Source organism: Methylobacterium guangdongense (assembly GCF_038442355.1).
GTDB lineage: Bacteria > Pseudomonadota > Alphaproteobacteria > Rhizobiales > Beijerinckiaceae > Methylobacterium > Methylobacterium guangdongense.
In genome coordinates this window covers 372758-398128 of sequence record NZ_JBBXMX010000002.1, presented here as the reverse complement: position 1 = coordinate 398128, position 25371 = coordinate 372758, and the positions used below count along the sequence as shown (strand labels likewise).

The 25371-nt window shown below is 68.7% G+C and carries 26 protein-coding genes; 11 read left to right on the top strand and 15 right to left on the bottom strand.

Annotated elements, in window-relative coordinates; translation table 11 throughout:
- Positions 1-67: 67 nt before the first annotated feature.
- From AAHG09_RS05720 to AAHG09_RS05710, 3 genes are all read right to left on the bottom strand, one after another.
- Positions 68-457 carry a hypothetical protein gene (locus AAHG09_RS05720; protein ID WP_342105951.1) on the bottom strand — a complete coding sequence of 130 codons (390 nt, stop codon included), beginning with the start codon at positions 455-457 and terminating at the stop codon, positions 68-70.
- A gap of 104 nt (positions 458-561) precedes the next feature.
- Positions 562-795 carry a hypothetical protein gene (locus AAHG09_RS05715; protein ID WP_342105950.1) on the bottom strand — a complete coding sequence of 78 codons (234 nt, stop codon included), beginning with the start codon at positions 793-795 and terminating at the stop codon, positions 562-564.
- 148 nt (positions 796-943) lie between these two features.
- Positions 944-1567 carry a carboxymuconolactone decarboxylase family protein gene (locus AAHG09_RS05710; RefSeq protein WP_342105949.1) on the bottom strand — a complete coding sequence of 208 codons (624 nt, stop codon included), beginning with the start codon at positions 1565-1567 and terminating at the stop codon, positions 944-946.
- A gap of 156 nt (positions 1568-1723) precedes the next feature.
- On the opposite strand from AAHG09_RS05710, the gene hrpB reads away from it, so the two are divergent.
- The 7 genes from hrpB to AAHG09_RS05675 all read left to right on the top strand — a co-directional run bounded on the left by hrpB (position 1724) and on the right by AAHG09_RS05675 (position 8780).
- Complete coding sequence (hrpB, locus tag AAHG09_RS05705; RefSeq protein WP_342105948.1) at positions 1724-4177, top strand: ATP-dependent helicase HrpB; 2454 nt, start codon at positions 1724-1726, stop codon at positions 4175-4177.
- Between the two features lie 46 nt (positions 4178-4223).
- Positions 4224-4649, top strand: a complete 426-nt coding sequence (locus AAHG09_RS05700; protein WP_342105947.1) for a PaaI family thioesterase — start codon at positions 4224-4226, stop codon at positions 4647-4649.
- Positions 4650-4710: 61 nt separating this feature from the next.
- Entirely contained in the window at positions 4711-5934 is a 1224-nt protein-coding gene (locus AAHG09_RS05695) for an SMP-30/gluconolactonase/LRE family protein (RefSeq protein WP_412759991.1), read from the top strand.
- Between the two features lie 86 nt (positions 5935-6020).
- Positions 6021-6602, top strand: coding sequence for a DUF1285 domain-containing protein (locus AAHG09_RS05690; RefSeq protein ID WP_342105945.1), 582 nt, complete (start codon positions 6021-6023; stop codon positions 6600-6602).
- On the top strand, positions 6599-7270 hold the full coding sequence (locus AAHG09_RS05685; protein ID WP_342105944.1) for a CoA pyrophosphatase: 672 nt from the start codon (positions 6599-6601) through the stop codon (positions 7268-7270). Before AAHG09_RS05690 ends, AAHG09_RS05685 begins: the two co-directional genes overlap by 4 nt.
- A gap of 11 nt (positions 7271-7281) precedes the next feature.
- Positions 7282-7539, top strand: a complete 258-nt coding sequence (locus AAHG09_RS05680) for a DUF6111 family protein (protein ID WP_342105943.1) — start codon at positions 7282-7284, stop codon at positions 7537-7539.
- On the top strand, positions 7536-8780 hold the full coding sequence (locus AAHG09_RS05675) for a CCA tRNA nucleotidyltransferase (RefSeq protein WP_342105941.1): 1245 nt from the start codon (positions 7536-7538) through the stop codon (positions 8778-8780). The genes AAHG09_RS05680 and AAHG09_RS05675 overlap by 4 nt, the downstream gene beginning before the upstream one ends.
- 174 nt (positions 8781-8954) lie before the next feature.
- On the opposite strand, the gene AAHG09_RS05670 is transcribed toward AAHG09_RS05675, so the two are convergent.
- From AAHG09_RS05670 to AAHG09_RS05640, 7 genes are all read right to left on the bottom strand, one after another.
- On the bottom strand, positions 8955-9356 hold the full coding sequence (locus AAHG09_RS05670; RefSeq protein WP_342105939.1) for a F0F1 ATP synthase subunit epsilon: 402 nt from the start codon (positions 9354-9356) through the stop codon (positions 8955-8957).
- A gap of 149 nt (positions 9357-9505) precedes the next feature.
- Entirely contained in the window at positions 9506-10963 is a 1458-nt protein-coding gene (gene atpD, locus AAHG09_RS05665) for a F0F1 ATP synthase subunit beta (protein WP_342105937.1), read from the bottom strand.
- Between the two features lie 42 nt (positions 10964-11005).
- Positions 11006-11896: a F0F1 ATP synthase subunit gamma gene (locus tag AAHG09_RS05660; protein ID WP_342105936.1), complete on the bottom strand. Its 891-nt coding sequence runs from the start codon at positions 11894-11896 to the stop codon at positions 11006-11008.
- 209 nt (positions 11897-12105) lie between these two features.
- Positions 12106-13638: a F0F1 ATP synthase subunit alpha gene (gene atpA, locus AAHG09_RS05655; RefSeq protein ID WP_342105935.1), complete on the bottom strand. Its 1533-nt coding sequence runs from the start codon at positions 13636-13638 to the stop codon at positions 12106-12108.
- A gap of 54 nt (positions 13639-13692) precedes the next feature.
- Positions 13693-14265 carry a F0F1 ATP synthase subunit delta gene (locus AAHG09_RS05650; protein ID WP_342105933.1) on the bottom strand — a complete coding sequence of 191 codons (573 nt, stop codon included), beginning with the start codon at positions 14263-14265 and terminating at the stop codon, positions 13693-13695.
- 216 nt (positions 14266-14481) lie between these two features.
- On the bottom strand, positions 14482-15171 hold the full coding sequence (locus AAHG09_RS05645) for a DsbA family protein (RefSeq protein WP_342105930.1): 690 nt from the start codon (positions 15169-15171) through the stop codon (positions 14482-14484).
- A 155-nt stretch (positions 15172-15326) separates the two neighbouring features.
- Positions 15327-15953: a 2-hydroxychromene-2-carboxylate isomerase gene (locus AAHG09_RS05640; RefSeq protein WP_342105929.1), complete on the bottom strand. Its 627-nt coding sequence runs from the start codon at positions 15951-15953 to the stop codon at positions 15327-15329.
- A gap of 199 nt (positions 15954-16152) precedes the next feature.
- Here AAHG09_RS05640 and AAHG09_RS05635 point away from each other — a divergent pair, with 199 nt between their 5' ends.
- Positions 16153-17391: an argininosuccinate synthase gene (locus tag AAHG09_RS05635; RefSeq protein WP_342105928.1), complete on the top strand. Its 1239-nt coding sequence runs from the start codon at positions 16153-16155 to the stop codon at positions 17389-17391.
- Positions 17392-17395: 4 nt separating this feature from the next.
- Here the strand turns inward: AAHG09_RS05635 and AAHG09_RS05630 are convergent, their stop codons facing one another.
- Together AAHG09_RS05630 and mtgA are read right to left on the bottom strand one after the other, a co-directional pair.
- Positions 17396-18046 carry a hypothetical protein gene (locus AAHG09_RS05630; RefSeq protein WP_342105926.1) on the bottom strand — a complete coding sequence of 217 codons (651 nt, stop codon included), beginning with the start codon at positions 18044-18046 and terminating at the stop codon, positions 17396-17398.
- Between the two features lie 59 nt (positions 18047-18105).
- Complete coding sequence (mtgA, locus tag AAHG09_RS05625) at positions 18106-18756, bottom strand: monofunctional biosynthetic peptidoglycan transglycosylase (protein ID WP_342106219.1); 651 nt, start codon at positions 18754-18756, stop codon at positions 18106-18108.
- 156 nt (positions 18757-18912) lie between these two features.
- Here mtgA and AAHG09_RS05620 point away from each other — a divergent pair, with 156 nt between their 5' ends.
- The 3 genes from AAHG09_RS05620 to AAHG09_RS05610 all read left to right on the top strand — a co-directional run bounded on the left by AAHG09_RS05620 (position 18913) and on the right by AAHG09_RS05610 (position 20706).
- Positions 18913-19884, top strand: a complete 972-nt coding sequence (locus AAHG09_RS05620; RefSeq protein WP_342105924.1) for a polyprenyl synthetase family protein — start codon at positions 18913-18915, stop codon at positions 19882-19884.
- Positions 19885-19997: 113 nt separating this feature from the next.
- Complete coding sequence (locus AAHG09_RS05615; protein ID WP_342105923.1) at positions 19998-20477, top strand: type II toxin-antitoxin system RelE/ParE family toxin; 480 nt, start codon at positions 19998-20000, stop codon at positions 20475-20477.
- Positions 20407-20706: a helix-turn-helix domain-containing protein gene (locus AAHG09_RS05610; protein ID WP_342105921.1), complete on the top strand. Its 300-nt coding sequence runs from the start codon at positions 20407-20409 to the stop codon at positions 20704-20706. Before AAHG09_RS05615 ends, AAHG09_RS05610 begins: the two co-directional genes overlap by 71 nt.
- Positions 20707-20827: 121 nt before the next feature.
- Here AAHG09_RS05610 and mmsB read toward each other — a convergent pair whose 3' ends face one another.
- The 3 genes from mmsB to chvE form a co-directional block, all read right to left on the bottom strand.
- Positions 20828-21994, bottom strand: coding sequence for a multiple monosaccharide ABC transporter permease (gene mmsB, locus AAHG09_RS05605; protein ID WP_342105920.1), 1167 nt, complete (start codon positions 21992-21994; stop codon positions 20828-20830).
- Positions 21995-22050: 56 nt separating this feature from the next.
- Positions 22051-23586 (bottom strand): multiple monosaccharide ABC transporter ATP-binding protein, encoded by a 1536-nt coding sequence (gene mmsA, locus AAHG09_RS05600; protein WP_342105919.1) that lies wholly within the window; start codon positions 23584-23586, stop codon positions 22051-22053.
- A 92-nt stretch (positions 23587-23678) separates the two neighbouring features.
- Positions 23679-24749, bottom strand: a complete 1071-nt coding sequence (chvE, locus tag AAHG09_RS05595) for a multiple monosaccharide ABC transporter substrate-binding protein (protein WP_342105918.1) — start codon at positions 24747-24749, stop codon at positions 23679-23681.
- Positions 24750-25371: the final 622 nt, after the last annotated feature.

Sequence of the window (25371 nt, the reverse complement as noted above, 5' to 3'; positions counted from 1 at the left end):
ACGCGCTGCCTGTCGCCGGGCGAGCGGCGCGCCCCCTCAGGCGCCGTCCGGTCGATCCCCGACCGGTTCACCAGCCGTCATAGGCGCGATGGCCGTAGCCGCGGTATCCACCGTCCCAGTCATGATGCCAGTGACGGTCGTAGCCGACCGGCACCCGCTCATAGGTAACGGTGCGGCGGGTGGCGTAGACCGGCCCATCCTCCTCGTAGACGCGATAGGCCGGCGCCGGCCGCACCACGACGGGCCTCGGCGCATAGCCATAGCCGCCATAGCCACCCTCATACCCGTAGGCGGGCGCCGCCTGGGCCTGAGTGGCGGCGCCGATCAGGGCGCCGGCCGCGAGGCCGCCGATGATCCCGGCCGCGAGGGCGCCGCCGCCGCGCGCCTCCGCGGCCGAAGAGGCCAGGGTGCCCGCGCCGATCAGCGCGGCGGCCGAAAGCAAGGCGAAGCGTGTCATGACCTGTCTCCCATGAAGCGGGCGGCCCGAACCGCCCCGGATCATGAGACGGATCCTGTCACCTCCGCGCTGCATCGGGGCTGAACTGCGTTGGCAGCCATTGTTCAGCTTGCAGGACCGGGCCCGGACTCGGGCGCCCCGCGGACGTAGCCCCGGGAGATCAGCCGGCTGCGCTCGCGGGTGCGCCGCTCGGCCTCCATCAGGTCGGACAGCGCGTCGGCGATCGCGCAGCGCAGCGCGATCCCGGCATCCCCGCCCGCAAAGCCGAGGTAGGCGCTGCTGATCGCCTCGACCGGACAGGCGTGATCGTCGCGCACAGCATCGGCTGCAATCCGCATGGTGTTCTCCTCCTCGCGCTGGGAACGGAAAGAGAACAAGCCATAAAGGTTAACGCTTCGTCAACGCGGCCGCGCCAGCCGCACCGGAGGCCGCCCTAGCCTGTGGACAACGGCGTTTTGCCTCCCCGGGCGCTGTGGATAAGCCGGCTCACTCCGGCAGGCGGGGCAGGGGCTGTCCGTCCTTGGGAATCGGATAACGGGCCGCGTTCAGCTCCATCGCGAGCAGCGTGTAGTAGCCTGAGATCGCCGCCAGATCGACGATCGCCGGCTTGCCGAAGCGGGCCTCGGCCCGCGCGAAGGTGGCGTCCGAGACGCGCTTGGTGTCCTGCAACTCGGAGGTGAAGTCGTACACGATGGTCTCGTCGTCGCTCATCCGGGCCGGGCGGCGCCCGTCGCGGATCGCCGCGATGATGTCGGCCGAGATCCCTGCCTTCTCGGCGATCGGGGCATGGACGTACCATTCGTAATCCTGGGTCCAGCGCCGCGCGGTCATCAGGATCACCAACTCCGACAGGGTGGTGCCGATCTTGGGTTTGAAGCGCAGGTAATCGCCCATGGAGCGCGCGAGGGTCATGACGTCGGGCGAATACATCAGCGGCTCGAACGGTCCGAAGGGCGGCTTGCCCCGGACCTGCGCGAAGGCTTCGGCCGCCTGCTTCTGCTCGGGCGTGTAATCCTGCGGCGGGATCGTCGGCAGCCGGTCCTGCGCGTGCGCCGCGGCGAGTGCGTAGGGCAGGGCGGCCAGGGCCAGGATGGTCCGGCGAAAGCGCATCGTTTCACTCCCGATTATTTTTGATACGCTTCAGCTTCGCGCTTCACCGGCGCGGAGGCCAGCGTCCGGCGACCGGATCGGTATCGAACACGCCCCGGCGTCACCGGCCAACAGCGCGGTTGCGCGCGGCGGCGCTCCGCGCCATCAGCGGCAGCGATGCCCGATCCCCAGACCGCACTGCCGATCGAGGCGGCGCTCCCCGACCTGCGCGCCGCCCTCGCCGGACGGAACGCCGCCGTGCTGGTCGCGCCGCCGGGGGCCGGCAAGACCACGCGCGTGCCGCTCGATCTCCTGAACGCGCCGTGGCTCGGCGGGCGGAAGATCGTCTTGCTCGAACCCCGCCGGCTCGCCGCCCGGGCCGCGGCCGCGCGGATGGCGCAGACTCTCGGCGAGCCGGTCGGCGGCACGGTCGGTTTGCGCGTGCGGCTCGGCTCGAAGATCACGGCCCGAACCCGGATCGAGGTGGTGACCGAGGGCGTGTTTACGCGGATGATCCTCGACGATCCGGAACTGACCGGCATCGGCGCGGTGCTGTTCGACGAGTTCCACGAGCGCTCCCTCGACGCCGATCTCGGCCTCGCCCTGGCCCTCGACGCGCAGGGCGGCCTGCGCGAGGATCTGCGCCTCCTCGTCATGTCGGCGACGCTCGACGGCGCCCGGGTCGCGCGGCTGATGAACGATGCGCCCGTGGTCGCCTCCGAGGGCCGCGCCTTCCCGGTGGAGACCCGTCACGTCGAGCGCGATCCGAACCGGCGGATCGAGGAGGCGGTGGCCGACGTGACGCTCCGCGCCCTGCGGGCGGATCCGGGCTCGGTGCTGGTGTTCCTGCCCGGGCAGGCCGAGATCCGCCGGACCGCCGATCTGCTGGCCGAGCGCCTCGATGCCGGCGTGATGCTGGCGCCGCTCTACGGCGCCCTCCCGCCGGCCGAGCAGGATCGGGCCGTCACCCCGCCGGCGCCCGGGACCCGCAAGGTGGTGCTGGCCACCAGCATCGCCGAGACCTCGCTGACCATCGAGGGGGTCCGGATCGTGGTCGATTCCGGCCTCGCCCGGGTGCCGGTCTATGAGCCCGGTCTCGGCCTGACCCGGCTCGTGACGGCGCGCGCCTCCCGGGCCTCGGTGGATCAGCGGCGGGGCCGTGCCGGCCGCACCGAGCCGGGCGTCTGCTGGCGGCTTTGGTCGGAGGCCGCCACCAACGCCCTCGAACCGTTCTCGCGGCCCGAGATCCTGTCGGCGGATCTGGCGGGCCTGCTCCTCGATTGCGCCGCCTGGGGCGTCGCCGATCCCCACAAGCTCGCTTTCCTGGACCCGCCGCCGCCTCCCGCGCTGGCGGAGGCCCGTAGCCTGCTGGCCGAATTGGGCGCCCTCGATTCGGACGGGCGGCTGACGGAGACGGGTTCGCGCCTGCGCGCCCTGCCTCTGCCGCCGCGCCTCGCGCGGATGGTGACGGTCGCAGCCAAGTCCGGCCAGGCCCGGGCCGCTGCCGATCTCGCCGCCGTGCTGGTGGAACGCGGCCTCGGCGGCGACGACGTCGACCTCGATGCGCGGGTCGAGCGGTTTCGTCGCGATCGGGGCGGGCGCGCCGCGGATATGCGCCGCCTCGCCGAGGGGTGGGCGCGGATCTCGGGCGGCGGCCCGGATGCGGGACCTGCGCCGGCCGGCCGGCTCCTGGCGCTCGCCTATCCCGACCGCGTGGCACGGGCGCGGGGCCGCGACGGCGAGTTCGTGATGGCGAGCGGTCGCGCCGGTCGCCTCGACCCGGCGAGTCCGCTGGCGCGGGAAACCCATCTGGTGGTGGCCGACCTCGCGGGATCGGCCGGCAACGCCCGCATCCTGGCCGCGGCGGCCATCGAGGGCGCAACCATCGAGGCGTTGTTCGCCGACAGGATCGAAGCGCGAACCGAGATCACGTTCGATTCCCAGGCCGCTGCCCTGCGGGCCCGCGCGGTCCGGCGGCTCGGCGCGGTCAATCTCGGCGCCCGGCCGCTGCCGATCCCGGCCGACCAGGAGAGCGCGGCGATCCTTGCGCGGGGCATCGCGGACCTCGGGCTCGACCGGCTGCCCTGGACCCCCGGCCTGTCGCAATGGCGCGCCCGGGTGCGCTTCCTGCACGAAGCGGAGGGCGATGCCTGGCCCGATCTCTCGGATGCGGCGCTGGCCGAGGCCGTGGAGGCGTGGCTCGCCCCATCCCTCGTCGGGCGCACGTCGCTCGCTTCGGTTACCGCCGACGACCTCGCCGGCGCCCTGCAGGGCCTTCTGCCCTGGGACCTGCGCGCCCGGCTGGACGCGGAGGCGCCGACCCATGTGGAGGTCCCCACCGGCTCGCGCATCCCGGTGGATTACGCCGCCGATGAACCCGCCCTGTCGGTGCGGGTGCAGGAGCTGTTCGGCCTCGACCGCCATCCCCGGGCCGGCGGCCGGCCGCTGGTGCTGCACCTCTTGTCCCCGGCCCAGCGGCCGATCCAGATCACCCGCGACCTCCCGGGTTTCTGGCGTGGGTCCTGGGCGGCGGTCCGCGCCGAGATGCGCGGGCGCTATCCCCGCCACCCCTGGCCGGAGGATCCCCTCGCCGAGGCGCCGACGCGTCGGGCCAAGCCGCGGGGAACCTGACGGTGCCCGCCGGTTTCCCAGAGCCGCCAGAGAAACGGAGACCGCGATGACCAACGAGACCGATCCCTTCGATCCGAACGACGCGGGCTGGGCGTTGGTCGAGGACGCGGGCTTCATCGGGCATGTCGGCCCGCTGCACCGGCGCGCCTCCGACGGTGCCTACGCGTTCCGCGCCGAGCAGAAGCACGCCAACCTGATCGGCGTGGTCCATGGCGGCATGCTGATGAGCTTCGCCGACCGCGCCCTCGGCGAGGCGGCGATGCGGGCAGCCGACGGCGCCAATTGCGTGACGATCCAGCTCGAGATGAAGTTCATGGCGGTCGGCCGCCTGGGCGACTGGATCGGCTTTTGCCCGCAGGTGGTGAAGCGGACCGGCTCGCTCGTGTTCATGCGCGGCGACGTGCGCGCGGGAAGCCGGTTGCTGGCTTCGGCGGACGGGGTGTGGAAGATCCTGCGGCGCCGGCCGGTTTGACGTCGGCAGGATTTATATCTTATCATCGGACACGTCCGAAACTGCGAACCGGGGGGATCGCATGCGGAAGGAAGCCAGGGATCCGTTCGCGGCCACGGAGCAACGCGGGCGCGCCACGCCGTCGCGCCGCGTGATGCTCGCCGGGTTGGGACTCGCGCTCGGCTCGGCCGGCCTCGCCGCCGCCGAGCCCGGGCCGCCCAGCACAGTGACGAACCCGCCGCGCGACTTCCGCCCCAACGCCGCCCCTACCACCTACTTCACCGATCCCGACGTGCTCGCGGTCGATCCGGCCTTCGAGGCCTCCATCGTGCCCAACAGCGCGATCCGCCGCCTCTGGACCGGGGCGCTCTGGGCCGAGGGCCCGGCCTGGAACGCGGTCGGCCGGTTCCTGATCTGGAGCGACATTCCGAACAACCGCCAGTTGCGCTGGCTGGAGGAGGACGGGCACGTCTCCACGTTCCGCGCACCCAGCAACAATTCGAACGGCAACAGCTTCGACTGGCAGGGGCGCCAGCTCTCCTGCGAGCACGCCACGCGGCGCGTCGTCCGCTACGAGCTCGACGGCTCCGCGACGGTGCTGGCCGATCGATTCGAGGGCAAGCCGCTCAACTCCCCCAACGACGTGGTCCAGCACATCGACGGCTCGTACTGGTTCACCGACCCGCCCTATGGCGGCCAGCTCTACGAGGGCCTGCCGGACGAGGCGGGCGGCCCCTCGAATCCGAAGGGCCATCTCAACCCGCGCTTCGGGCAGCCGGCCGGAATCGTGACGTCACGGCGGGTGCTGCCCAACGCGGTCTACCGGATCGACCCCACGGACCGGATCGACCGGATCCTCACCGACGAGCAGGTGCCGGATCCGAACGGCCTCTGCTTCTCCCCCGACCATCGCATCCTCTACGTCTGTTCGACCGGCAAGGGCCCCGGCGATACCGGCCCCGGCGGCAAGGGCGAGATCTACACCTTCGATGTCGCGGAGGGCGGCATGCTTTCGAATCGGCGCCTGTTCGCGGACTGCGTGATCGACGGCATCAAGTGCGGGCCGGACGGCTTGCGGACCGATGTCGACGGCAATGTCTGGGCGTCGAGCAATGCGGGCCGGGCTGTCGGCTACAACGGCGTCACGGTTTGGAATCCAGCGGGCAAGCTGATCGGGCGCATCCGCCTGCCGGAGGTCTGCGGCAACCTCACCTTCGGCGGCCCGAAGCGGAACCGCCTGTTCATGGCGGCCAGCCAGTCGCTCTACGCCGTGACGGTGAACACCCAAGGCGCCGGACCGGCCTGAGATCCTGGATCCGCGCTCGAACCGCGCATCCGTTGATCGGCGAGCACCATGGTTGTCGGGCCGAGAGAACGCTATCTGTAGCGGGCATGAGCGAGGATCCAGCCGACCCGACCCTGAACCGGCTCAGCGCCGCCCTCGGGGACCTGCCCACGCGAGGGCCGCCGCCGGTCGAGCGCTGGAATCCGCCCTATTGCGGCGCCATCGACATGCGCATCGCCGCGGACGGGACGTGGTATCACAACGGCACGCCGATCCGCCGACCGAAGCTGGTCCGGCTGTTCTCCAGCATCCTGCGGCGCGAGCCGGACGGGCGCATCGTGCTGGTCACACCGGTGGAATGCGTCGGCATCACGGTCGAGGACGCGCCCTTCGCAGCGGTCGAGATGGCGGTGGACGGGTCCGGACAGGAGAGGCGCATCAGCTTCCGGACCAACGTCGACGATCTCGTCCCCGTCGATGCCGACCACACCCTGCGCTTCGAGGAAGCGGAAGACGGTGCGCTGAAGCCCTATCTCCATGTCCGGCGGGGTCTCTGGGCGCTGGTCTCCCGGGCGCTCACCTACGACCTCGTGGATCTCGCCGATGAGGGCACCCTCGACGGCGAGCCCTGGCTCGGGCTCTGGGCCGGCGGCCTGTTCCATCCGATCGCGCCGGCCGCCGCCGCGTGAGCGACGCCAGCGCCGATTTCCTCGCCCGCGCCGCCGCGGGCCTGTCGCCGCACCCGCCGGGGCCGGATGATCCGACCTCCAACCCGCGCGGCGACCACAGCCTCGATCCGGACGGTTCGGCGGTGATCCCGCCGCCGCCGCACCGACGCGCCGCCGTGCTGGTGCCGGTGGTGTTCCGACCGGAGGGGCCGAGCCTGATCCTGACGCAGCGGGCGGCGAACCTGCGCGACCATTCCGGCCAGGTCGCGCTGCCGGGGGGCAAGATCGACCCGTCCGATCCAAGCCCCGCCGCCGCGGCGCTGCGTGAGGCCGAGGAGGAGATCGGTCTCGCCCCGGCGTCGGTACGCCTCGTCGGCTATCTCGATCCCTACCTGTCGGGGACCGGCTTCCTGGTCACGCCGGTAATCGGCCTCGTCGCGCCGGAGGCGACGCTCCAGCCGAATCCCGCGGAGGTGGCCGACCTGTTCGAGGTGCCGCTGCCGGTGCTGATGGACCGGGAGCGCTACCGCCTGCGGTCGCGTGCCTGGCAGGGGCGCACCCGCTACTTCTACGCCCTGACCTTCGGCGAGCGGCTGATCTGGGGCGTCACGGCCGGAATCCTCAACAATCTCCGCGAGCGGCTCTATCCGGATTCCGAACCGGACCGGATCCGCCGCTCGGCCGGGTAGGGCGAACCGCCATGCTGCGTCGCGTCCTCGAAGAGTTCGGCCTCTTCCTCATCCCCTTCGCGCTGTTCGTGGTCTACCTCGTGCTGGCGGGACGAAACCCGCTGCGCCGGGTCCATTGGGATGCCCATCTCTTCCGCCTCGTGCTCGCCGGATTGGCCATCGTGATCGCAACCCTCGTCTACGAAGGCCTGTTCTCCGAGCGCCGCGCCGGCGGTTACGTGCCGACCCATATGGAGAACGGGCATCTGGTCCCGGGCGGCTTCCGGTGACGCGAGATCTTGACCAGGGCGGCCTGACGGCGTTGCTCGACCGCCCGGGCGTGCGCCGGGCCTTCGCGGCCCTGGACGAGCCGGGCGCCGAGACCCGGCTGATCGGCGGCTGCGTCCGCGATGCCCTCCTCGGCATCGCCGCCGCCGACATCGACCTCGCCACCACGCTGTTGCCGGAGGCCGTCCTGGCGCGGGCCCGCGCGGCGGGTCTCAAGGCGGTGCCGACCGGCATCGAGCACGGCACGGTCACCCTGATCACCGGGGACGGGCCGATCGAGGTCACGACGCTGCGTGAGGATGTCGAGACCGATGGCCGCCACGCGGTGGTGCGGTTCGGCAGCGATTTCGCCCAGGATGCCGAGCGCCGCGACTTCACGGTCAACGCCCTGTCGCTCGGCCGCGACGGGCAGCTGCACGACACGACCGGAGGATTGGCGGATCTCAGAAACAGGCGGGTGTGCTTCATCGGCGACCCGGCGACCCGGATCCGGGAGGACGCGCTGCGGATCCTGCGCTTCTTCCGCTTCCACGCGCGCTTCGGCGGCGGGCCGCCTGACGCTGCGGCGCTCGCCGCCTGTGTGGCCGCCCGGGACAGCCTGGGCCGGCTCTCTAGGGAGCGCATCCGCGACGAGTTCCTGAAGCTGCTGGCGGCCTCCGGTGGCCCAGAGATGGTCACGATCCTCAGCGGAACCGGCCTGCTGGCGCGAATCACCGGCGGCGTCGGCGAACTCGGACGGCTGGAGCGTGCAGCCAGCGCGAAGCTGACGTCCGTGATGCGGTTGGCCGCTCTGGCGGTCGGCGCGCGACACGACGCGGACCGGCTCCGCGACCGGCTCCGACTCTCGAACCAGGAGCACGGCCAACTCACCGCCTATGCCGACGCGCTGGCAGCCCTGCACGGTCGGGAAACGATCGATGCGCCTTCGACCCGTTCCCTTGCAGCCGAGCACGGCCTCACATTGCTGATCGAAACGCTGGCGATCCTGGCGGGCGAACCGCGGCCGCGCCTCACGGACGAGACGCAACAGGCGTTGCTTGCGTTAGGCGGGGCGGGCGGGCCGCCGTCTTTCCCGCTGGCCGGGGCCGATCTGGTCGCCGCGGGGATCCCGCCGGGTCCGGCCATCGGACGCGCTCTGGCGGCGGCGCGTCGCCTATGGCTGGAGCGCGGCTGTCCGTCCGATGCGGAAGAACGGACGACCTTGCTGGAGCATGCGCTGGATCACGCCCGCGCCCATGCGTGAACAGCCAATTCCAGGTTTCCAAAGAGCCACGCCCTTTGGCGGGTCCTCAGGGCGGAGCCCTGAGCTGTCATCCAGGACTCCGCCCTGAACCCGCGTAAGGTCTCGACCTTTTGAAACCTTGACTTGATCCGTCGAGGCGGTGCGGAAGCTCGTTCGCTCCCGTTAGAGACGCTCTCAGAGCTTCAGCAGCGCCTTGGTCTCCTGAAGCTGGACGATCTGGCCGTTCAGCTCCTCGCGCTTCTGGAGATCCTCGGTGGCGTCGCGCTGCATCTCGACAGCCTCGATATCCCGGTCGAGCGATTCCTGTGTCAGTTCCTCGATCGGAGCGGCGCGCTCAGCCAGCACAGTGACGGCGGTCGGCCCGATATCGGCGAAGCCGCCGCGGACATAGATCCGCTTGCCGCTGCCCTGGGCCTCGGTGACCACGATGACGCCGACCCGCAGGGAGGTCAGCACGGGCGCATGGCCCGGCATCACGGTCATCTCGCCCTCGGTGCCGGGCAGCTGAACGGCGGTCACCTCGCCGGAATACAGCGTCCGCTCGGGGCCGACGAAATCGAAGTGGAAGGTGGCCATCTCAGGACGATCCCGGATTCGCAACAGGCTCTCCTCCCCCTTGCGGGGAGGAGGTGGAGGTGGGGGTGGTGCAGGCGGCACCGGGGCGCTCGATCCTGAACCGCCTCACCCCCGACCCCTCCCCGCGAGGGGGAGGGGAGGGCGCAGCCTTAGGCCGCCTTCAGCTTCTTGGCCTTTTCCTGAGCCTCCTCGATGGTGCCGACCATATAGAAGGCCGCCTCCGGGAGGTCGTCGTAGTCGCCGTTCACCAGGCCCTTGAAGCCCTTGATGGTGTCTTCCAGCGCGACCTGCTTGCCCGGCGAGCCGGTGAACACCTCGGCCACCGAGAAGGGCTGCGAGAAGAAGCGCTCGATCTTGCGGGCGCGGGCGACGGTCAGCTTGTCCTCCTCGGACAGCTCATCCATGCCCAGGATCGCGATGATGTCCTGGAGCGCCTTGTAGCGTTGCAGGGTCTGCTGGACGCGGCGGGCGACGTCGTAGTGCTCCTCACCGAGGATGGTCGGCGACAGCATGCGCGAGGTCGAGTCCAGCGGGTCCACCGCCGGGTAGATGCCCTTCTCGGCGATCGAGCGCGACAGCACGGTCGTGGCGTCAAGGTGGGCGAACGAGGCGGCCGGCGCCGGGTCGGTCAGATCGTCGGCCGGCACGTAGATGGCCTGCACCGAGGTGATCGAGCCCTTGTTGGTGGTCGTGATGCGCTCCTGCAGGGCGCCCATGTCGGTGGCGAGCGTCGGCTGATAGCCCACCGCCGACGGGATGCGGCCCAGAAGCGCCGACACCTCGGAGCCCGCCTGGGTGAAGCGGAAGATGTTGTCGACGAAGAACAGCACGTCCTGGCCGTCATCGCGGAACTGCTCGGCGATGGTCAGGCCGGTGAGCGCGACGCGGGAACGGGCGCCCGGCGACTCGTTCATCTGGCCGTAAACCAGGGCGCACTTCGAACCCTCGGCGGAACCACCGTTCTCCTTCGGGTTCATGTTGACCTTGGACTCGATCATCTCGTGATAGAGATCGTTGCCCTCGCGGGTGCGCTCACCCACGCCGGCGAACACCGAGTAGCCCGAGTGCACCTTCGCGATATTGTTGATCAGCTCCATGATCAGCACGGTCTTGCCGACGCCGGCGCCGCCGAACAGGCCGATCTTGCCGCCCTTCGCGTAGGGGGCGAGCAGGTCCACCACCTTGATGCCGGTGACGAGGATCTGTGCCTCGGTCGACTGCTCGGCGTAGGAGGGGGCCGGCTGGTGGATGGCGCGGAACGTGGTGGCCTGGACCGGGCCGGCCTCGTCGATCGGCTCGCCGATGACGTTCATGATGCGGCCGAGGGTGTTCATGCCCACCGGAACCTTGATCGGCTCACCGGTGTCGGTGCACTCCTGGCCGCGGGTCAGGCCCTCGGACGTGTCCATGGCGATGCAGCGGACGGTGTTCTCGCCGAGCTGCTGGGCAACCTCGAGGACGAGGCGGGCGCCGTTGTTCTTGGTCTCAAGCGCGTTCAGGATCTCGGGCAGGTGGCCCTCGAACTGCACGTCGACCACGGGGCCGATGACCTGGGTGATCTTGCCGGTCTTGTTGGAGCCGGCGCCGGGGAGTGCGGTGTTCGCCATCGTGTACCTACCCTTCAAGCTGTGCGTTCAGGTCGCGGCGCCTCAGAGGGCTTCCGCGCCCGAGATGATCTCGATGAGTTCCTTAGTGATCATGGCCTGACGCGTCCGGTTGTAGATCAGCGTCTGCTTCTTGATCATCTCACCCGCGTTGCGAGTCGCCGAGTCCATGGCGCTCATGCGCGCGCCCTGCTCGGAGGCGGCGTTCTCCAGGAGCGCCCGGTAGATCTGCACCGTCAGGTTCTTCGGCAGCAGCGTCTCGAGGATCGCCTCCTCGGAGGGCTCGAACTCCAGCGCGGCGTTGCCGGCGGTCGCCTTCGCGGTGGTGTCGGCGGCCGGCAGCTCGGCCGGGATGAGGCGCTGCGCGGTCGGGATCTGCGAGATGACCGAGCGGAACTCGGAATAGAACAGGGTTGCGACGTCGAACTCGCCGGCCTCGAAGCGGGTGAGGATCTTGTCGGCGATTTCAGCGGCGAACGGATAATCCACCGGCCGGTTGCCGCGGATATCCATGCTCTCGATGATCTGGTCGCGATACTGCCGCCGCAGCGCGTCGAGGCCCTTCTTGCCCACCGTCATGATCTTGACGGTCTTGCCCTCGGCCATGAGCTTCTGCGCGTATTCGCGCACGGCAAGCCGGACGATCGAGGAGTTGAAGGCACCCGCGAGGCCGCGGTCGCCGGTGCAGACCACCAGCAGGTGCGTCTGCTCGGAACCCGTGCCCGACAGCAGCTTCGGCGCGCCGACGCCGCCCACGAGGTTGCCGGCGAGGTTGCCCAGCACCGCCGACATCTTCTCGGCATAGGGGCGGCCCGCCTCGGCGGCCATCTGCGCCCGGCGCAGCTTGGCGGCGGCGACCATCTGCATGGCCTTGGTGATCTTCTGCGTCGCCTTCACCGAGGTGATGCGGTTACGCAGGTCCTTCAAACTCGCCATCGGGTGAGGTCCAGGTCCATTTGAAAGGGCCTCTCCTCCCCCCTTGCGGGGAGGAGCCGGAGGTGGGGGTGGTTCAGGATGGAGCGGTACGGTGCCTCCTGCACCACCCCCACCCCTAACCCCTCCCCGTCTAGATCGGGCTTGCCGGATGTAGGCAAGCCCGGTTCTGATCTCGAGCAGGCCCGAGATCAGCGGGGAGGGGAGGTGCCTTAGGCGATCGACTTGGCGACGCTCTCGACCACGCTCTTCAGCTTGCCGGCGTTCTCATCCGACAGGTCCTTGGAGGCGGCGATCGAGTCGAGCAGATCCTTGTGCCGCGAGCGGAGCGTGCTGAGCAGCGCGTCCTCGAACGGCCGGACCTTGGCGACCGGCATCTTGTCCAGGTAGCCGTTCACGCCGGCGTAGATCACCGCGACCTGCTCTTCCATCTTCAGCGGCGAGAATTGCGGCTGCTTCAGGAGCTCGGTGAGCCGCGAGCCGCGGTTCAGGAGCTGCTGGGTCGAGGCGTCGAGATCCGAGCCGAACTGCGCGAAGGCCGCCATCTCGCGGTACTGCGCCAGCTCGCCCTTGATCTTGCCGGCGACCTTCTTCATCGCCTTGGTCTGGGCCGAGGAGCCCACCCGCGACACCGAGAGGCCGACGTTCACCGCCGGGCGGATGCCCTGGTAGAACAGGTCGGTCTCAAGGAAGATCTGGCCGTCGGTGATCGAGATCACGTTGGTCGGAATGTAGGCCGAGACGTCGTTGGCCTGGGTCTCGATGACCGGGAGCGCGGTCAGCGAGCCATTGCCGGCGGCGTCGCCCATCTTGGCGGCGCGCTCCAGCAGGCGGCTGTGGAGGTAGAACACGTCGCCCGGATAGGCCTCGCGGCCCGGCGGGCGGCGCAGCAGCAGCGACATCTGGCGGTAGGCCACGGCCTGCTTGGACAGATCGTCGTACACGATCACGGCGTGCATGCCGTTGTCGCGGAAGTACTCGCCCATGGCGCAGCCGGCGAACGGCGCGATGAACTGCATCGGGGCCGCATCGGACGCCGTAGCGGCGATGACGATGGAGTATTCCAGGGCACCCTGGTCCTCCAGCACCTTCACGAACTGGGCGACCGTCGAGCGCTTCTGGCCGATCGCGACGTAGATGCAGTAGAGCTTCGACGTCTCGTCGCCGCCCGCAGCGTGGCCCGGCTTCTGGTTGAGGATCGTGTCGAGGGCGATGGCGGTCTTGCCGGTCTGGCGGTCGCCGATGATCAGCTCGCGCTGGCCGCGGCCCACCGGGATCAGGGCGTCGATCGCCTTCAGGCCCGTGGCCATCGGCTCGTGCACCGACTTGCGCGGGATGATGCCCGGCGCCTTCACGTCGACCCGGCGACGCTCGGTGGACTGGATCGGGCCCTTGCCGTCGATCGGGTTGCCGAGGCCGTCGACCACGCGGCCGAGCAGACCCTTGCCGACCGGGACATCCACGATGGCGCCGGTGCGCTTGACGGTCTGGCCTTCCTTGATCTCGCGGTCGGAGCCGAAGATCACGATGCCGACGTTGTCCTGCTCGAGGTTCAGGGCCATGCCGCGCACGCCCGACTCGAACTCGACCATCTCACCGGCCTGGACATTGTCGAGGCCGTAGGCGCGGGCGATGCCGTCGCCGACGGACAGGACCTGTCCGACCTCGGAGACCTCGGCCTCTTCGCCGAAGTTCTTGATCTGCTCTTTCAGGATCGCGGAGATTTCGGCGGCGCGGATGTCCATACTCGGGCCTCTGTCGCTGATGCGTCTATAAGTGTTCGGATCGGATGGGGGCGCTTACGGCGCGGCCCGCATCGCGAGGCGGATACCGTTGAGCTTGGTCCTGAGGGAGGCGTCGACCATGCGCGAGCCCATCTTCACGATGAGGCCGCCGATCAGGCTCGGATCGACCACGAGATCGACGTCGACCTCGGCCCTGGCGATGTCGCGCAGCGACGCCTTGATCTCCTCGATCACGGCGTCGGACGGCTTCTCGGCCACCCGCACCTCGGCGCGCACGATGCCCTTCGAATCCTGCACCAGGGCGCGGAACGCGGCGATCATGTCGGGCAGGGCGAACAGCCGGCGGTTCGAAGCGGCGAGCCGGATGAAGTTGCCGGCGAGCCCGCCGATCCCGGCCTTGTCGAGCACGGCACCGATGGCGGCGGCCTGCTCCTCGGCACTGAACACCGGGCTGCGGACGAGGCGGCGAAGATCCGCGCTCTCCTTCAGCAGCGTGTCGAATCGATTGAGGGATTCGGCGACCGCGTCGACCTGGCGCTCGTCGCGCGCGAGCTCGAACAGGGCGGAAGCGTACCGGCCCGCCACGCCTGCGACCAGGGGACCAGCCTCGGAACCGTTCTGCGCCACCCGTCGCTCTCTTCTCTGGTTGCCCGCCCGCTCCGCGCGCTCCGGCAGGAGCGCGGTGCGTGACCGTTCGGGACGTGGGATCGTGCCGATGGGGGACAGGGTCGAGAACCGTCCGTTCGGCGCGGCGACCGCCTAGCATGCCAGCATGGCCGCGCGCAACACGGACGGGACCGCCGCTGCGCGATAGGACGGCAGAAGTGTGACGCAGCGGGCGCCTCAGCAGGCCAGCCGGTCGCAGCGGCGGACGCTGGCGATCATCTTCGCCAGGGCACGGGCGCCCGGATGCCCGAGGATCCCGCTGTTTCCGAGTACGTAGGACGGCGTGGCGTAGAGACCGAGGTCGGCGGCCATGCGCATCTGGCTCTTGAGCGCAGCGCGGACCTCCTCGCTGTCGGCGATCTCCTCCAGCTCGGCCTGCGGGATCCCGAGGGCGGCGGCGGCCGTCAGTGCGCCCGGCCCGTCGATGCGGCCGGGCTTGCCGAGCAGCGTCTGATAGAAGCCCCAGGCCGCCTGCGCGCCGAGCCGGCGCTGGACCGCCAGCATCACCTTGGCGGCCTGGGCCGATTGCGGCGACAGGATCGGGTTGTGGACAAGACCGATCCGCAATTCGCCGTCGCTGTCGTGCAAGGCCACCACGTCGGCCGCGGCCTTCCGGCAGAACGGGCAGTTGAAGTCGAAGAACTCATAGAGCGTGGTGCCGGCCTCCCGCGGACCGGCATAGGTGACGCCGCGCAGGGCGGGGATCTGTCCGGTGATCTCGCCGGGCAGGATCGCGTTGGCCACCGCCCGTCCGTCGTCTCCGTTCACGGCGACGCGCTGGCCATAGGATTGCGCGGCCGCGCGACCGAGGCCGGAACCCAGGGCGGCGCCGGCGGCTGCGAGGAGAACACGTCGGGAGACGGGCATGGGGTCTATCCGGGTCATCGCGGGTCCGCCCGGGCCTCGCCGGAGCAGGCCTGAGCGAAACCAGGGGCTCGCGTCGGATTGATGGCCGAGCGGCGTGAACGCGTCCCTACCGAAGCCCCCCTTTTACCGAAGCCCCTTTTGACCGGAGCCCCTTTTTACCGAAGCCCCTTGGGCCGGTCACCGGTCGCCCAGGCCAGGGCCTGCTCCAGCCGGTCGTTGCCCCAGAACAGCTCACCGTCATCGGCCAGGAAGGTCGGCGCGCCGTAGATGCCGCGGGAGCGCGCCTCCTCGACGCTGACCCGCAGCTTGGTCTTGTTGGGCTCCGCGGCGGCGGCGCGCACGGTCTGCGTCCCGTCGAGGCCGAGCGAATCGAGGATCTCGGCGACCGCCGCCGGCTCGGCGATCGAGCGGCCCTGGGCGAAGCTTGCGGTGAACACGGCCTTGGAGAATGGCACCAGCCAGTCCTGATCCTGCCCCAGGATGGCGACCCGCACGGCGCTCAGGCTGTTCTGCGGGAACTGCGCGGGCTTGGTCAGCGGCGGCAGGCCGAGGCGGGCGGCCTCGCGCTCGACATCGCGCCACATGTTCTTGCCCTTGGCCGGGTAGAGGTTGAACGGCGACGTGGTCCAGCCCTGAGAGGCGAAGAGCGGCCCGACCAGGAATGGCCGCCACCGCACCGCCACATCGGCCTCCGCGGCGGCCGCCTCGACGCGCATCGCCGCGAGGTACGAATAGGTCGAAGCGAATTCGTACCAGAACTCCAGAATCGGCTGGCGCGCCATAGACTTCGCTTCTCCGATGCACGTTTTCGAGCCTGATCACAGGCAATGCCCGCGCCTGTTCTTGCATGTCCGCAAGGCCGCCGTGAGGCGAAACGCGGCCGATCCTTCGGCAAAGGCTACGCGCCAGACGGCACGCCGGTTGCAGGCCAATCCCACCCGCGATAAGCGGCACAGGCCCCATCCCAGTTCCGGAAGCCGCATGTCCGTCCCCGCGAAAAGCCCCGTGAAGAAGGTCGTGCTGGCCTATTCCGGCGGGCTCGACACATCGATCATCCTGAAGTGGCTGCAGACCACCTACGGCTGCGAGGTCGTGACCTTCACGGCCGATCTCGGCCAGGGCGAGGAGCTGGAACCGGCCCGGCGCAAGGCGGAGCTGCTCGGCATCAAGCCCGAGAACATCTACATCGAGGATCTGCGCGAGGAATTCGTCCGCGACTACGTCTTCCCGATGTTCCGGGCGAACGCCGTCTACGAGGGCGTCTACCTGCTCGGCACCTCGATTGCCCGACCGCTGATTGCCAAGAAGCAGATTGAGATCGCCGAGAAGGTGGGGGCCGACGCGGTCTGCCACGGCGCCACCGGCAAGGGCAACGATCAGGTCCGGTTCGAGCTCGGCTACTATGCCCTGAAGCCGGATGTCACGGTGATCGCCCCCTGGCGCGAGTGGGACCTGCGTTCCCGCGAGCAGCTCATCGCCTTCGCCGAGCAGCACCAGATCCCGATCGCCAAGGACAAGCGCGGCGAGAGCCCGTTCTCGGTGGATGCCAACCTCCTGCATGCCTCATCCGAGGGCAAGGTGCTGGAGGATCCGGCGGTCGAGGTGCCGGATTACGTCTATTCGCGCACCCTCTCTCCCGAGGAAGCGCCCGACCAGCCGACGATCATCACGATCGGCTTCGAGCGGGGCGACGCGGTCTCGATCGACGGCGAAACGCTGTCACCTGCGAGCCTGCTGGCGAAGCTCAACCAGCTCGGCCACGACAACGGGATCGGCCGGCTCGACCTCGTGGAGAATCGCTTCGTCGGCATGAAGAGCCGCGGCATGTACGAGACGCCCGGCGGCACGATCCTGCTCCCGGCCCACCGCGCCATCGAGTCGATCACCCTGGACCGGGGCGCCGCGCACCTGAAGGACCAGCTCATGCCGCAATACGCGGAGCTGATCTACAACGGCTTCTGGTTCTCGCCGGAGCGCGAGATGATCCAAGCGCTGATCGACAAGAGCCAGGAGAAGGTCACCGGCACGGTGCGGCTGAAGCTCTACAAGGGCGGCGTCCACGTGATCGGCCGCGAGAGCCCGCACTCCCTCTACGATCAGGACCTCGTGACCTTCGAGGAGGGCGCGGTCGCCTACGATCACCGCGACGCGGCGGGCTTCATCAAGCTCAACGCGCTGCGGCTGCGGACCCTGGCGCAGCGCAAGAAGCGCGAGGGCTGAGCCGTCAGGCCGGCTCCCAGGCGCCGGACGATTCCGAACGCCGGAAGTCGCCCGGGCCGAGATCGGCGTAGCGCAGGAAGATCTGGAGGGCCGGCTGCATCTCGCGGTGGAGCCGGGCCCGGTGTGTCTCCGCGTCCTCGTCGTCGTTGGCGGCCGCCTCCGGCACCGCCGCAAGCAGTCGGGCCATGGCGGCGGTATAGGCCCCCCCGCCGCCATAGGGCTGAACCGGGTCCACCCGCGGGACGTTCGCGGCCGGATCCCAGCCGTAGGCGAGATGCGGGATCAGCGCGAGGTGCTCAGCCGTCACCGCGAAGGTGATGTGCTCGGGCGTCTCGCCGGTCTGCGCGTCCCGGAAGACATCGCCGACCGTGCCGTGGTCGAGCTTGGCCAGGCCGTTGTGGTACTGGTAGCGACCGGGCTTCAGCTGCGCGTTCTGGGCGAAGACCGCCAGCCCCTGCTCCAGGGACCGATGCTCCTCCTCGGCGCCCTCATCGTCGCCGGTGACGTTGGCGATGTCGCCGTCCCGATCGAGGCTGCCGTAGGGCGCATCCGGATGGACGGTGGGCGCGCCGGGCTCGGATCCGCCCCAGGCCACAACCATCCGGCGGATCAGGGCGATACGCTCCAGGGTCAGGTCGAAGACGGCGTCGCTCATCAGAATTCGGTCTCATCCGGCGGATACAACCCCGTCTAACAGAGGCGGGCGCAAGCCCGCTACCGGCGCAGACAGCCGGACAGCCCCTCGACCTGACCCATCATGGCCTGAATCCGTGCGGCGCGGCGGCGCACGCCGGCGGACGGGCGGCCGGCGCTGCGCAGGATCGGGTTCGGCAGGACGGCGGCCAAGAGGGCCGCCTCGTTGCGGGTCAGCCGGCTCGCGTCCTTGCCGAACCAGTGCCGGCTGGCGGCCTGCGCGCCGTAGATGCCGTCGCCCCACTCGGCCACGTTCAGGTAGATCTCCATCATGCGCCGCTTGCCCCAGAGGGTGTCGAGGGCGAGCGCCAGCGGGATCTCGACGGCCTTGCGGATGTAGGACCGGCCCGGCCACAGGAAGACGTTCTTCACCGTCTGCATCGCGAGGGTCGAGGCGCCGCGGCTCGGGGAATCCTCGTCCTCGACCACCTCGCGGATGGCGCCGAAATCGACCCCGTGATCGAGGCAGAAGCGCTGATCTTCCGAGGCGATCACTGCGAGCGGCAGGGCCGGCGCGATGCTGGAGAGCGGCACCGGATCGCGGCTCACCGGTTGAAGCGTCAACCACCGGCCGAGCATCAGGGTCGACGGCGGCATCACCGCGCTATAGACGAGCGCCAGACCCAGCACGAGGACGAAACCGAGGGCGGGGAGCAGCAGCAGCGTCCCCACGATCCGGCGGACCGGGCGGGGGCGCCGCGGGCGGGCGCGCGGGAGATTGCGTTCCGCCGCCGCCCCCATGCTGTCCACCCCGCTCACGGTGATTTCGTTCCCGTACAACTGACACGCGATTGGTTTTCGCAAGGCCAGGACCGGACGTAGCGCCCGATGACCACGACCTCCTCAACGCAGGCACAGACCGGTTCGGTCAAGGCTGGCACGCCGGCCGTCGAGTTTACCCACAGGTTGACCGAGGTCGCCGGGACGGTCGAGACCTTCCTGGTCGAGCGCCTCGGCCCGGAGGTCGGCCCCGGCGAGATCGCCCGGCCGCCCCGCCTGATGGAGGCGATGCGCCACGCGGTGCTGGGCGGCGGCAAGCGCCTGCGGCCGTTCCTCGCCATCGAGACCGCCCGGATGCTGGGCGGCTCCGAAGCGGCAGCGCTCGCCGCCGGCGCCGGAATCGAGCTGGTCCATTGCTACAGCCTCGTCCACGACGACCTGCCCGCCATGGATGACGACGACATGCGCCGCGGCAAGCCGACGGTGCACAAGGCCTACGACGAGGCCACCGCGATCCTGGTCGGCGACGCCCTGCAGACACTGGCCTTCGAGATCGTGGCCGATCCGACCTGGCAGCCCGATGCGCGGATCCGCGCCGACCTCGTACTCGGCCTCGCTCGGGCCTCGGGCCTCGGCGGCATGGTCGGCGGCCAGCTCCTCGACCTGACCGCCGAGGGCCGGTTCGGCGCGGCCAACATGAATGTGGACGACACCCTGCGGATGCAGGCGATGAAGACCGGCGCGATCCTGGCCTTCTCGGTGGAGGCCGGCGCGATCGTGGGTGGTGCCGATGAGGGCCAGCGCGCGGCGCTGCTGCGCTACGGCCTCGCCCTTGGCCAAGCCTTCCAGATCGCCGACGACATCCTCGACCGGGAGGCCTCCCCCGAAGCCATGGGCAAGGCCACCGGCAAGGACAAGGATGCCGGCAAGGCCACGCTGGTCGACCGGCTCGGTATCGACGGCGCCCGGGCCGAATGCGACCGCCTCGTCGGCGTCTGCGAGGACGCGGTCGGCGCCTGGGGGGAGGGCGCCCACATCCTGCGGGACGCCGCCCGGTTCACGGTGGCGCGCAAGACATAGTCGATCGGACATAGGCGATCGGCACCTTCCGAAGCCTGACGGCCACATTTTGATGCGCCTCATCGTCCCGATGAGGCGTTGACGGAATATGCCTTTTTCGACATATTTTCCACATGTGGTCGGTCGTGACCTTGAACGACACGGTGGACGCGGAGTTGGAAGCTCTGCCCGTCGACATGCGCGCCCGCTTCGATCGGATCTGCGAGCTGATTGAAGCCGTTGGTCTATCCCGGGTCGGCGAACCGCACGTCAAGCAGCTGGACGGCAAGATCTGGGAAATGCGTATGTCCGGCAAGGCTGGAATCTCGCGCGCGATCTACATCGCTCAGGCGGGACGCCGGGTCGTGATCCTTCGGGTCTTCATCAAGAAGACGCAGAAGACACCGCCGGCAGAGATCAAGCTGGCGCGGGAGAGAGCAAAGACGCTCGCCACCGGGACGGCCAAGCCAATCACCATCGGGCGTTCGACAGTGACGGAGGACATCGCCGATGAAAGAGGAACCAAGAGCAGAGAACCGGAGCGTGCGCCGGCTGACCGATCGCTGGAAGCAGGATCCGGAGTACAAGGCCGCCTACGACGCCCTCGACGGTGAGTTTGCCCTGGCCAAAGAAATGATCCTGGCGCGGACCGGAGCTCACCTGACGCAGACTCAGCTTGCGGAGAAGATGGGCACCAGTCAGGGCAAGATCTCGAAATGGGAGTCCGGCGCGGATAGTCCCACCGTCGAGACGCTGCGCCGGCTGGCGGATGCGACCGGAACAGAGCTGGTCGTGAAGTTCAAGCGACCGCGAAAGTCTGCGAAGGCCATGGCTTCGGCCTGAATTCGGGAAGTCCGAGAGCACGTGGTCACAGCGATGAGACAGCGTGACGGACAAGCGCAGCGGCGACCGATAGACTCCGCAACGGCCCCAAGTGGCGCCGGCCGGGCCGACGCCCGCCCGATCAGGCCTTGTTCTTGTTGTAGACGTCGAGGCAGACGGCGGCGAGCAAGACGATTCCCTTGATCACCTGCTGGTAGTCGACGCCGATGCCCATGATCGACATGCCGTTGTTCATCACCCCGATGATGAAGGCGCCGATCACCACGCCCGAGACCTTGCCGATGCCGCCGGAGGCCGAGGCGCCGCCGATGAAGCAGGCCGCGATCACGTCGAGCTCGAAGCCGACGCCGGCCTTCGGGGTCGCGGTGTTGAGCCGGGCGGCGAAGATCATGCCGGCGAGGCCCGCCAGCGCGCCCATATTGGCGAAGGTCAGGAAGGTGAGCCGCTCGGTCTTGATGCCGGAGAGCCGCGCCGCCTTGATGTTGCCGCCGAGCGCGTAGATCCGCCGCCCGATCGTCGTCCGGGTCGTGACGAAGCTGTAGAGCATCACCAGCACGAACATCACGAGCAGCACGTTCGGCAGGCCGCGGTAATGGCTCATCTGATACGCGAAGGCGAGGATCACGATCGTGGCCACGCCGTTGCGGAAGATGAGGGACGCCCAGGATTCCACCTCGACGCCGTTGCGGACCCGCGCGGCGCGGCGGCGCCAGTTCAAGCCCACGAAGGTCGACGCCAGAGCGAGCGCGATCAGCAGCGCCGTCCAGGGGCCGGCGAAGTTGGCGAGAAAGCCCTTGGCCAGGAGCTGGAACACCTCCGGGAACGGGCCGATCGAGGCGCCCTGGAGGAGGGCCAGCGTCATGCCACGGAAGACCAGCATGCCGGCCAGGGTGACGATGAAGCTCGGGATGCCGAGATAGGCCACGAAGTAGCCCTGCAACCCGCCGATCGCGGCGCCCACCGTGAGGCAGATGATCGTGGCGGTGAACGGATCGATGCCGAACCGCACCATCAGCAGGGCCGCGAGCGCGCCGACGAAGCCGACCACCGAGCCGATCGACAGGTCGATATGGCCCGCCACGATGATGAGCAGCATCCCCAGCGCCATCACCACGACGTAGCTGTTCTGCAGGATCAGGTTGGTGAGGTTCAACGGCTGAAACAGCACGCCGCCGGTCGTCGACTCGAAGAACAGGGTGATGACCGCCAGCGCGATGACCAACCCGTAGTCGCGCAGATGCGTCACCGGCAGGAAGCCGCGCCGGGCGCGCGACGCAGGGGCAGACATCGAACTCGACAATCCTTCGGTCGCGGGGATCATGGGCTTGCTCGCGGGGCTATCACTCATCCGTTCAGGTCCTTGGAGCGCATGATCGCGCGCATGATCGCTTCCTGGCTGGCCTCTTCCCGCGGGAACTCGCCGACGAAGCGCCCCTCGTTCATCACGTAGATCCGGTCGCAGAGGCCGAGCAGCTCGGGCATCTCGGACGAGATCACCAGCACGCCCCGGCCCTCATCCGCCAACTCGTTGATGATGCTGTAGATCTCGTACTTGGCGCCGACGTCGATGCCGCGTGTCGGCTCGTCCAGGATCAGCACCTTGGGGGCCGTGAACAGCCACTTGCTCAGCACGACCTTCTGCTGATTGCCGCCCGAGAGGTTCACCGTCTGCTGCGCCACCCCGAAGGAGCGAATCCGCATCTTGCTCCGGTAGCCGCTCGCGACCCGGTGCTCGGCGTCCTCGTCGATCACCGTCGCGGTGGAGACGCCCGGCAGGTTGGCGAGCGTGGTGTTCTTGGCGATGTCCTCGCCCAGGACGAGTCCGAGCTGCTTGCGGTCCTCGGTGACGTAGGCGATCCCCGCGGCGATCGCCTTGTCGATCGTCGAGACGTCGACCTCCGCGCCGTCGATCCGCACGGTGCCGCCGATGCCCTGCCCATAGGAGCGCCCGAAGATGCTCATGGCGAGTTCGGTCCGGCCTGAGCCCATCAGGCCGGCGATCCCGACGATCTCGCCCCGGCGCACGGTCAGGTTGATGCCGCGCACCACCGTCCGGTCCGGATGGATCGGGTGGTGGACCGTCCAGTCGCGCACCTCCATCAGCACGTCGCCGATCTTCGGCTCGCGCGTGGGATAGCGATTCGCCAGCGTGCGCCCGACCATGCCGCGGATGATGCGGTCCTCGTCCACGGCCTCGCACCGGCAATCGAGCGTCTCGACGGTGGTGCCGTCGCGCAGGACGGTGATCCGGTCGGCGACCTTCGAGATCTCGTTCAGCTTGTGCGAGATCAGGATCGACGCGATGCCCTGGTCCTTGAAGCGCAGCAGCAGTTGCAGCAACGCCGCGCTGTCGGTCTCGCTCAAGGACGCGGTCGGCTCGTCGAGGATGAGCAGCTTGACCTTCTTGGACAGCGCCTTGGCGATCTCGACGAGCTGCTGCTTGCCGACGCCCAGATGCGTCACCAGCGTGTCGGGGCTCTCGTCGAGGCCCACGGTGGCCAGCAGTTCGCGCGCGCGGGTGTAGACCCGGTCCTGATCGATGATCCCGAACCGGGCCGGCTCGTTGCCGAGGAAGATGTTCTCAGCGATCGACAGGAACGGCACCAGCGCCAGCTCCTGGTGGATGATCACGATGCCGAGGCGCTCGCTGTCGGAGATGGTCCGGAATTGGCCCGAACGGCCCTCGTAGACGATCTCGCCCTCGTAGGAGCCGTGGGGGTAGACGCCGCTCAGCACCTTCATGAGGGTCGACTTGCCGGCACCGTTCTCGCCGACCAGAGCGTGGATCTCGGCGGGGGCGACGGTGAGGTTGACGTCGTCGAGGGCCTTGACGCCGGGGAACGACTTGGAAATCCCCCGCATTTCGAGGACGGGCTGCATGCGACCCCTTTCGGCTCGGTCTGCCTAACGGGACCCACGCCGACGGGAGGCCGGCGCGAATCGAAGGGGGCCGGGATCCGGCCCCGCAGCGCTCACTTCAGCTGGACGAGGGTGTAGTAGCCCGAGTCCACCAGGACCGGCTTCCAGTTGTCCTTGGTGACGATGATCGGCGTCAGCAGGTAGGACGGGACGACCTTCTTGCCGTTGTTGTAGGTCTTGGTGTCGTTGACCTCCGGCTGCTTGCCGGATTCGATGGCGTCGATCATCGCCACCGTCACCTTCGCGAGCTCGCGGGTGTCCTTGAAGATCGTCGCGGTCTGCTCGCCCGCGATGATCGACTTGACCGATTGCAGCTCCGCATCCTGGCCGCTGACCACGGGCAGCTTCTGATTGCCGGAGCCGTAGCCGACGCTCTTCACCGACGAGATGATCGCCGTTGAGATGCCGTCGTAGGGCGAGAGCACCGCGTCGAGGCGCGCGTTGCCGTAATAGGCCGAGAGCAGGTTATCCATCCGGGCCTGGGCGGTGGCCCCGTCCCAGCGCAGGGTCGAGACCTTGTCCATCCCGAACTGGCCGGAGCGCACCACGAGCTTCTTCGCGTCGATGTACGGCTTCAGCACCGACATGGCGCCATCGTAGAAAAAGTATGCGTTATTGTCGTCGGGCGATCCACCGAACAGCTCGATGTTGAACGGGCCCTTGCCGTCCTTGAGACCCAGCGCATCCACGATGGACGTCGCCTGCTGCACACCGACCTTGAAGTTGTCGAACGTCGCGTAATAGTCGACGTTCGGCGTTCCCCGGATCAGGCGATCGTAGGCGATGACCTTCACGCCACTCGCGGCCGCCTTCGACAGCACGTCGCCCAGGGTCGTCCCGTCGATCGAAGCGACAACCAGGAGCTTCACGCCCTTGGTCAGCATGTTTTCGATCTGCGCGAGCTGGGTCGGAATATCGTCATCGGCGTATTGCAGGTCCGGCTTGTAGCCCTTGGCCTGGAGCAATTTCACGATGTTGTTGCCGTCGTCGATCCAACGCTGCGACGACTTCGTTGGCATCGCCACACCGATCGGATCACCGCTCGCGGCCTGTGCCGAAGACAGGGCGCTACTGACGAGCGCAGCGCCGAGGATCAGCTTGCGTAACATCTGCTTGGCGAACATGACTCCCCCTTTGGTCTTATCGTTTAGCGGGAGAAAGATTTTGCTCCCTCCGCCGCCACGTTCCGTATCACCGGCAGATCATTCGAAACGTGCGCACCACATTTTCAACATGCGTGAGACGTATATCAATAATACTCAAACTGAAATCTTATAATTCAATATGAATGATCTGCCGATGTGCCGAACTCGATTGATTGCGCGTGGAAATGGTTTGCGTGACAACCGCGAAGTCGATGCCGAGACGGCGAAAATCGTCTCCCGGCGCGGGACCGGGTTCAACCCCATCCGCCCGTCGTTGCAAAATTTGTATGAGTTATAGGATGGGACGTCAATCGTGCCTGCGCGCGCCGACCGCGCCGCCCCGACAAATGCACAGCGATGAGAGGGCGTCGGCGCCAGGGCGCGGCCGGAGCGGACCGGCGGCGCGCTCAGGGCCGTACCGGATCGCGTCACGTCCGGTACGCGACGGCGCCTGATTGGATCTCCCCCACCTCATCGGGGGGATCATGTCGGCGGGCCCCGAAGGAGAGCTCAAGGGATCGCGGCGACGTCTGGAGCGCTCCTGGGAGGTCCGCGCTACGCTCCAGCGATGCGGCAATGAGGGGTTGGGTTTAAGAACCTC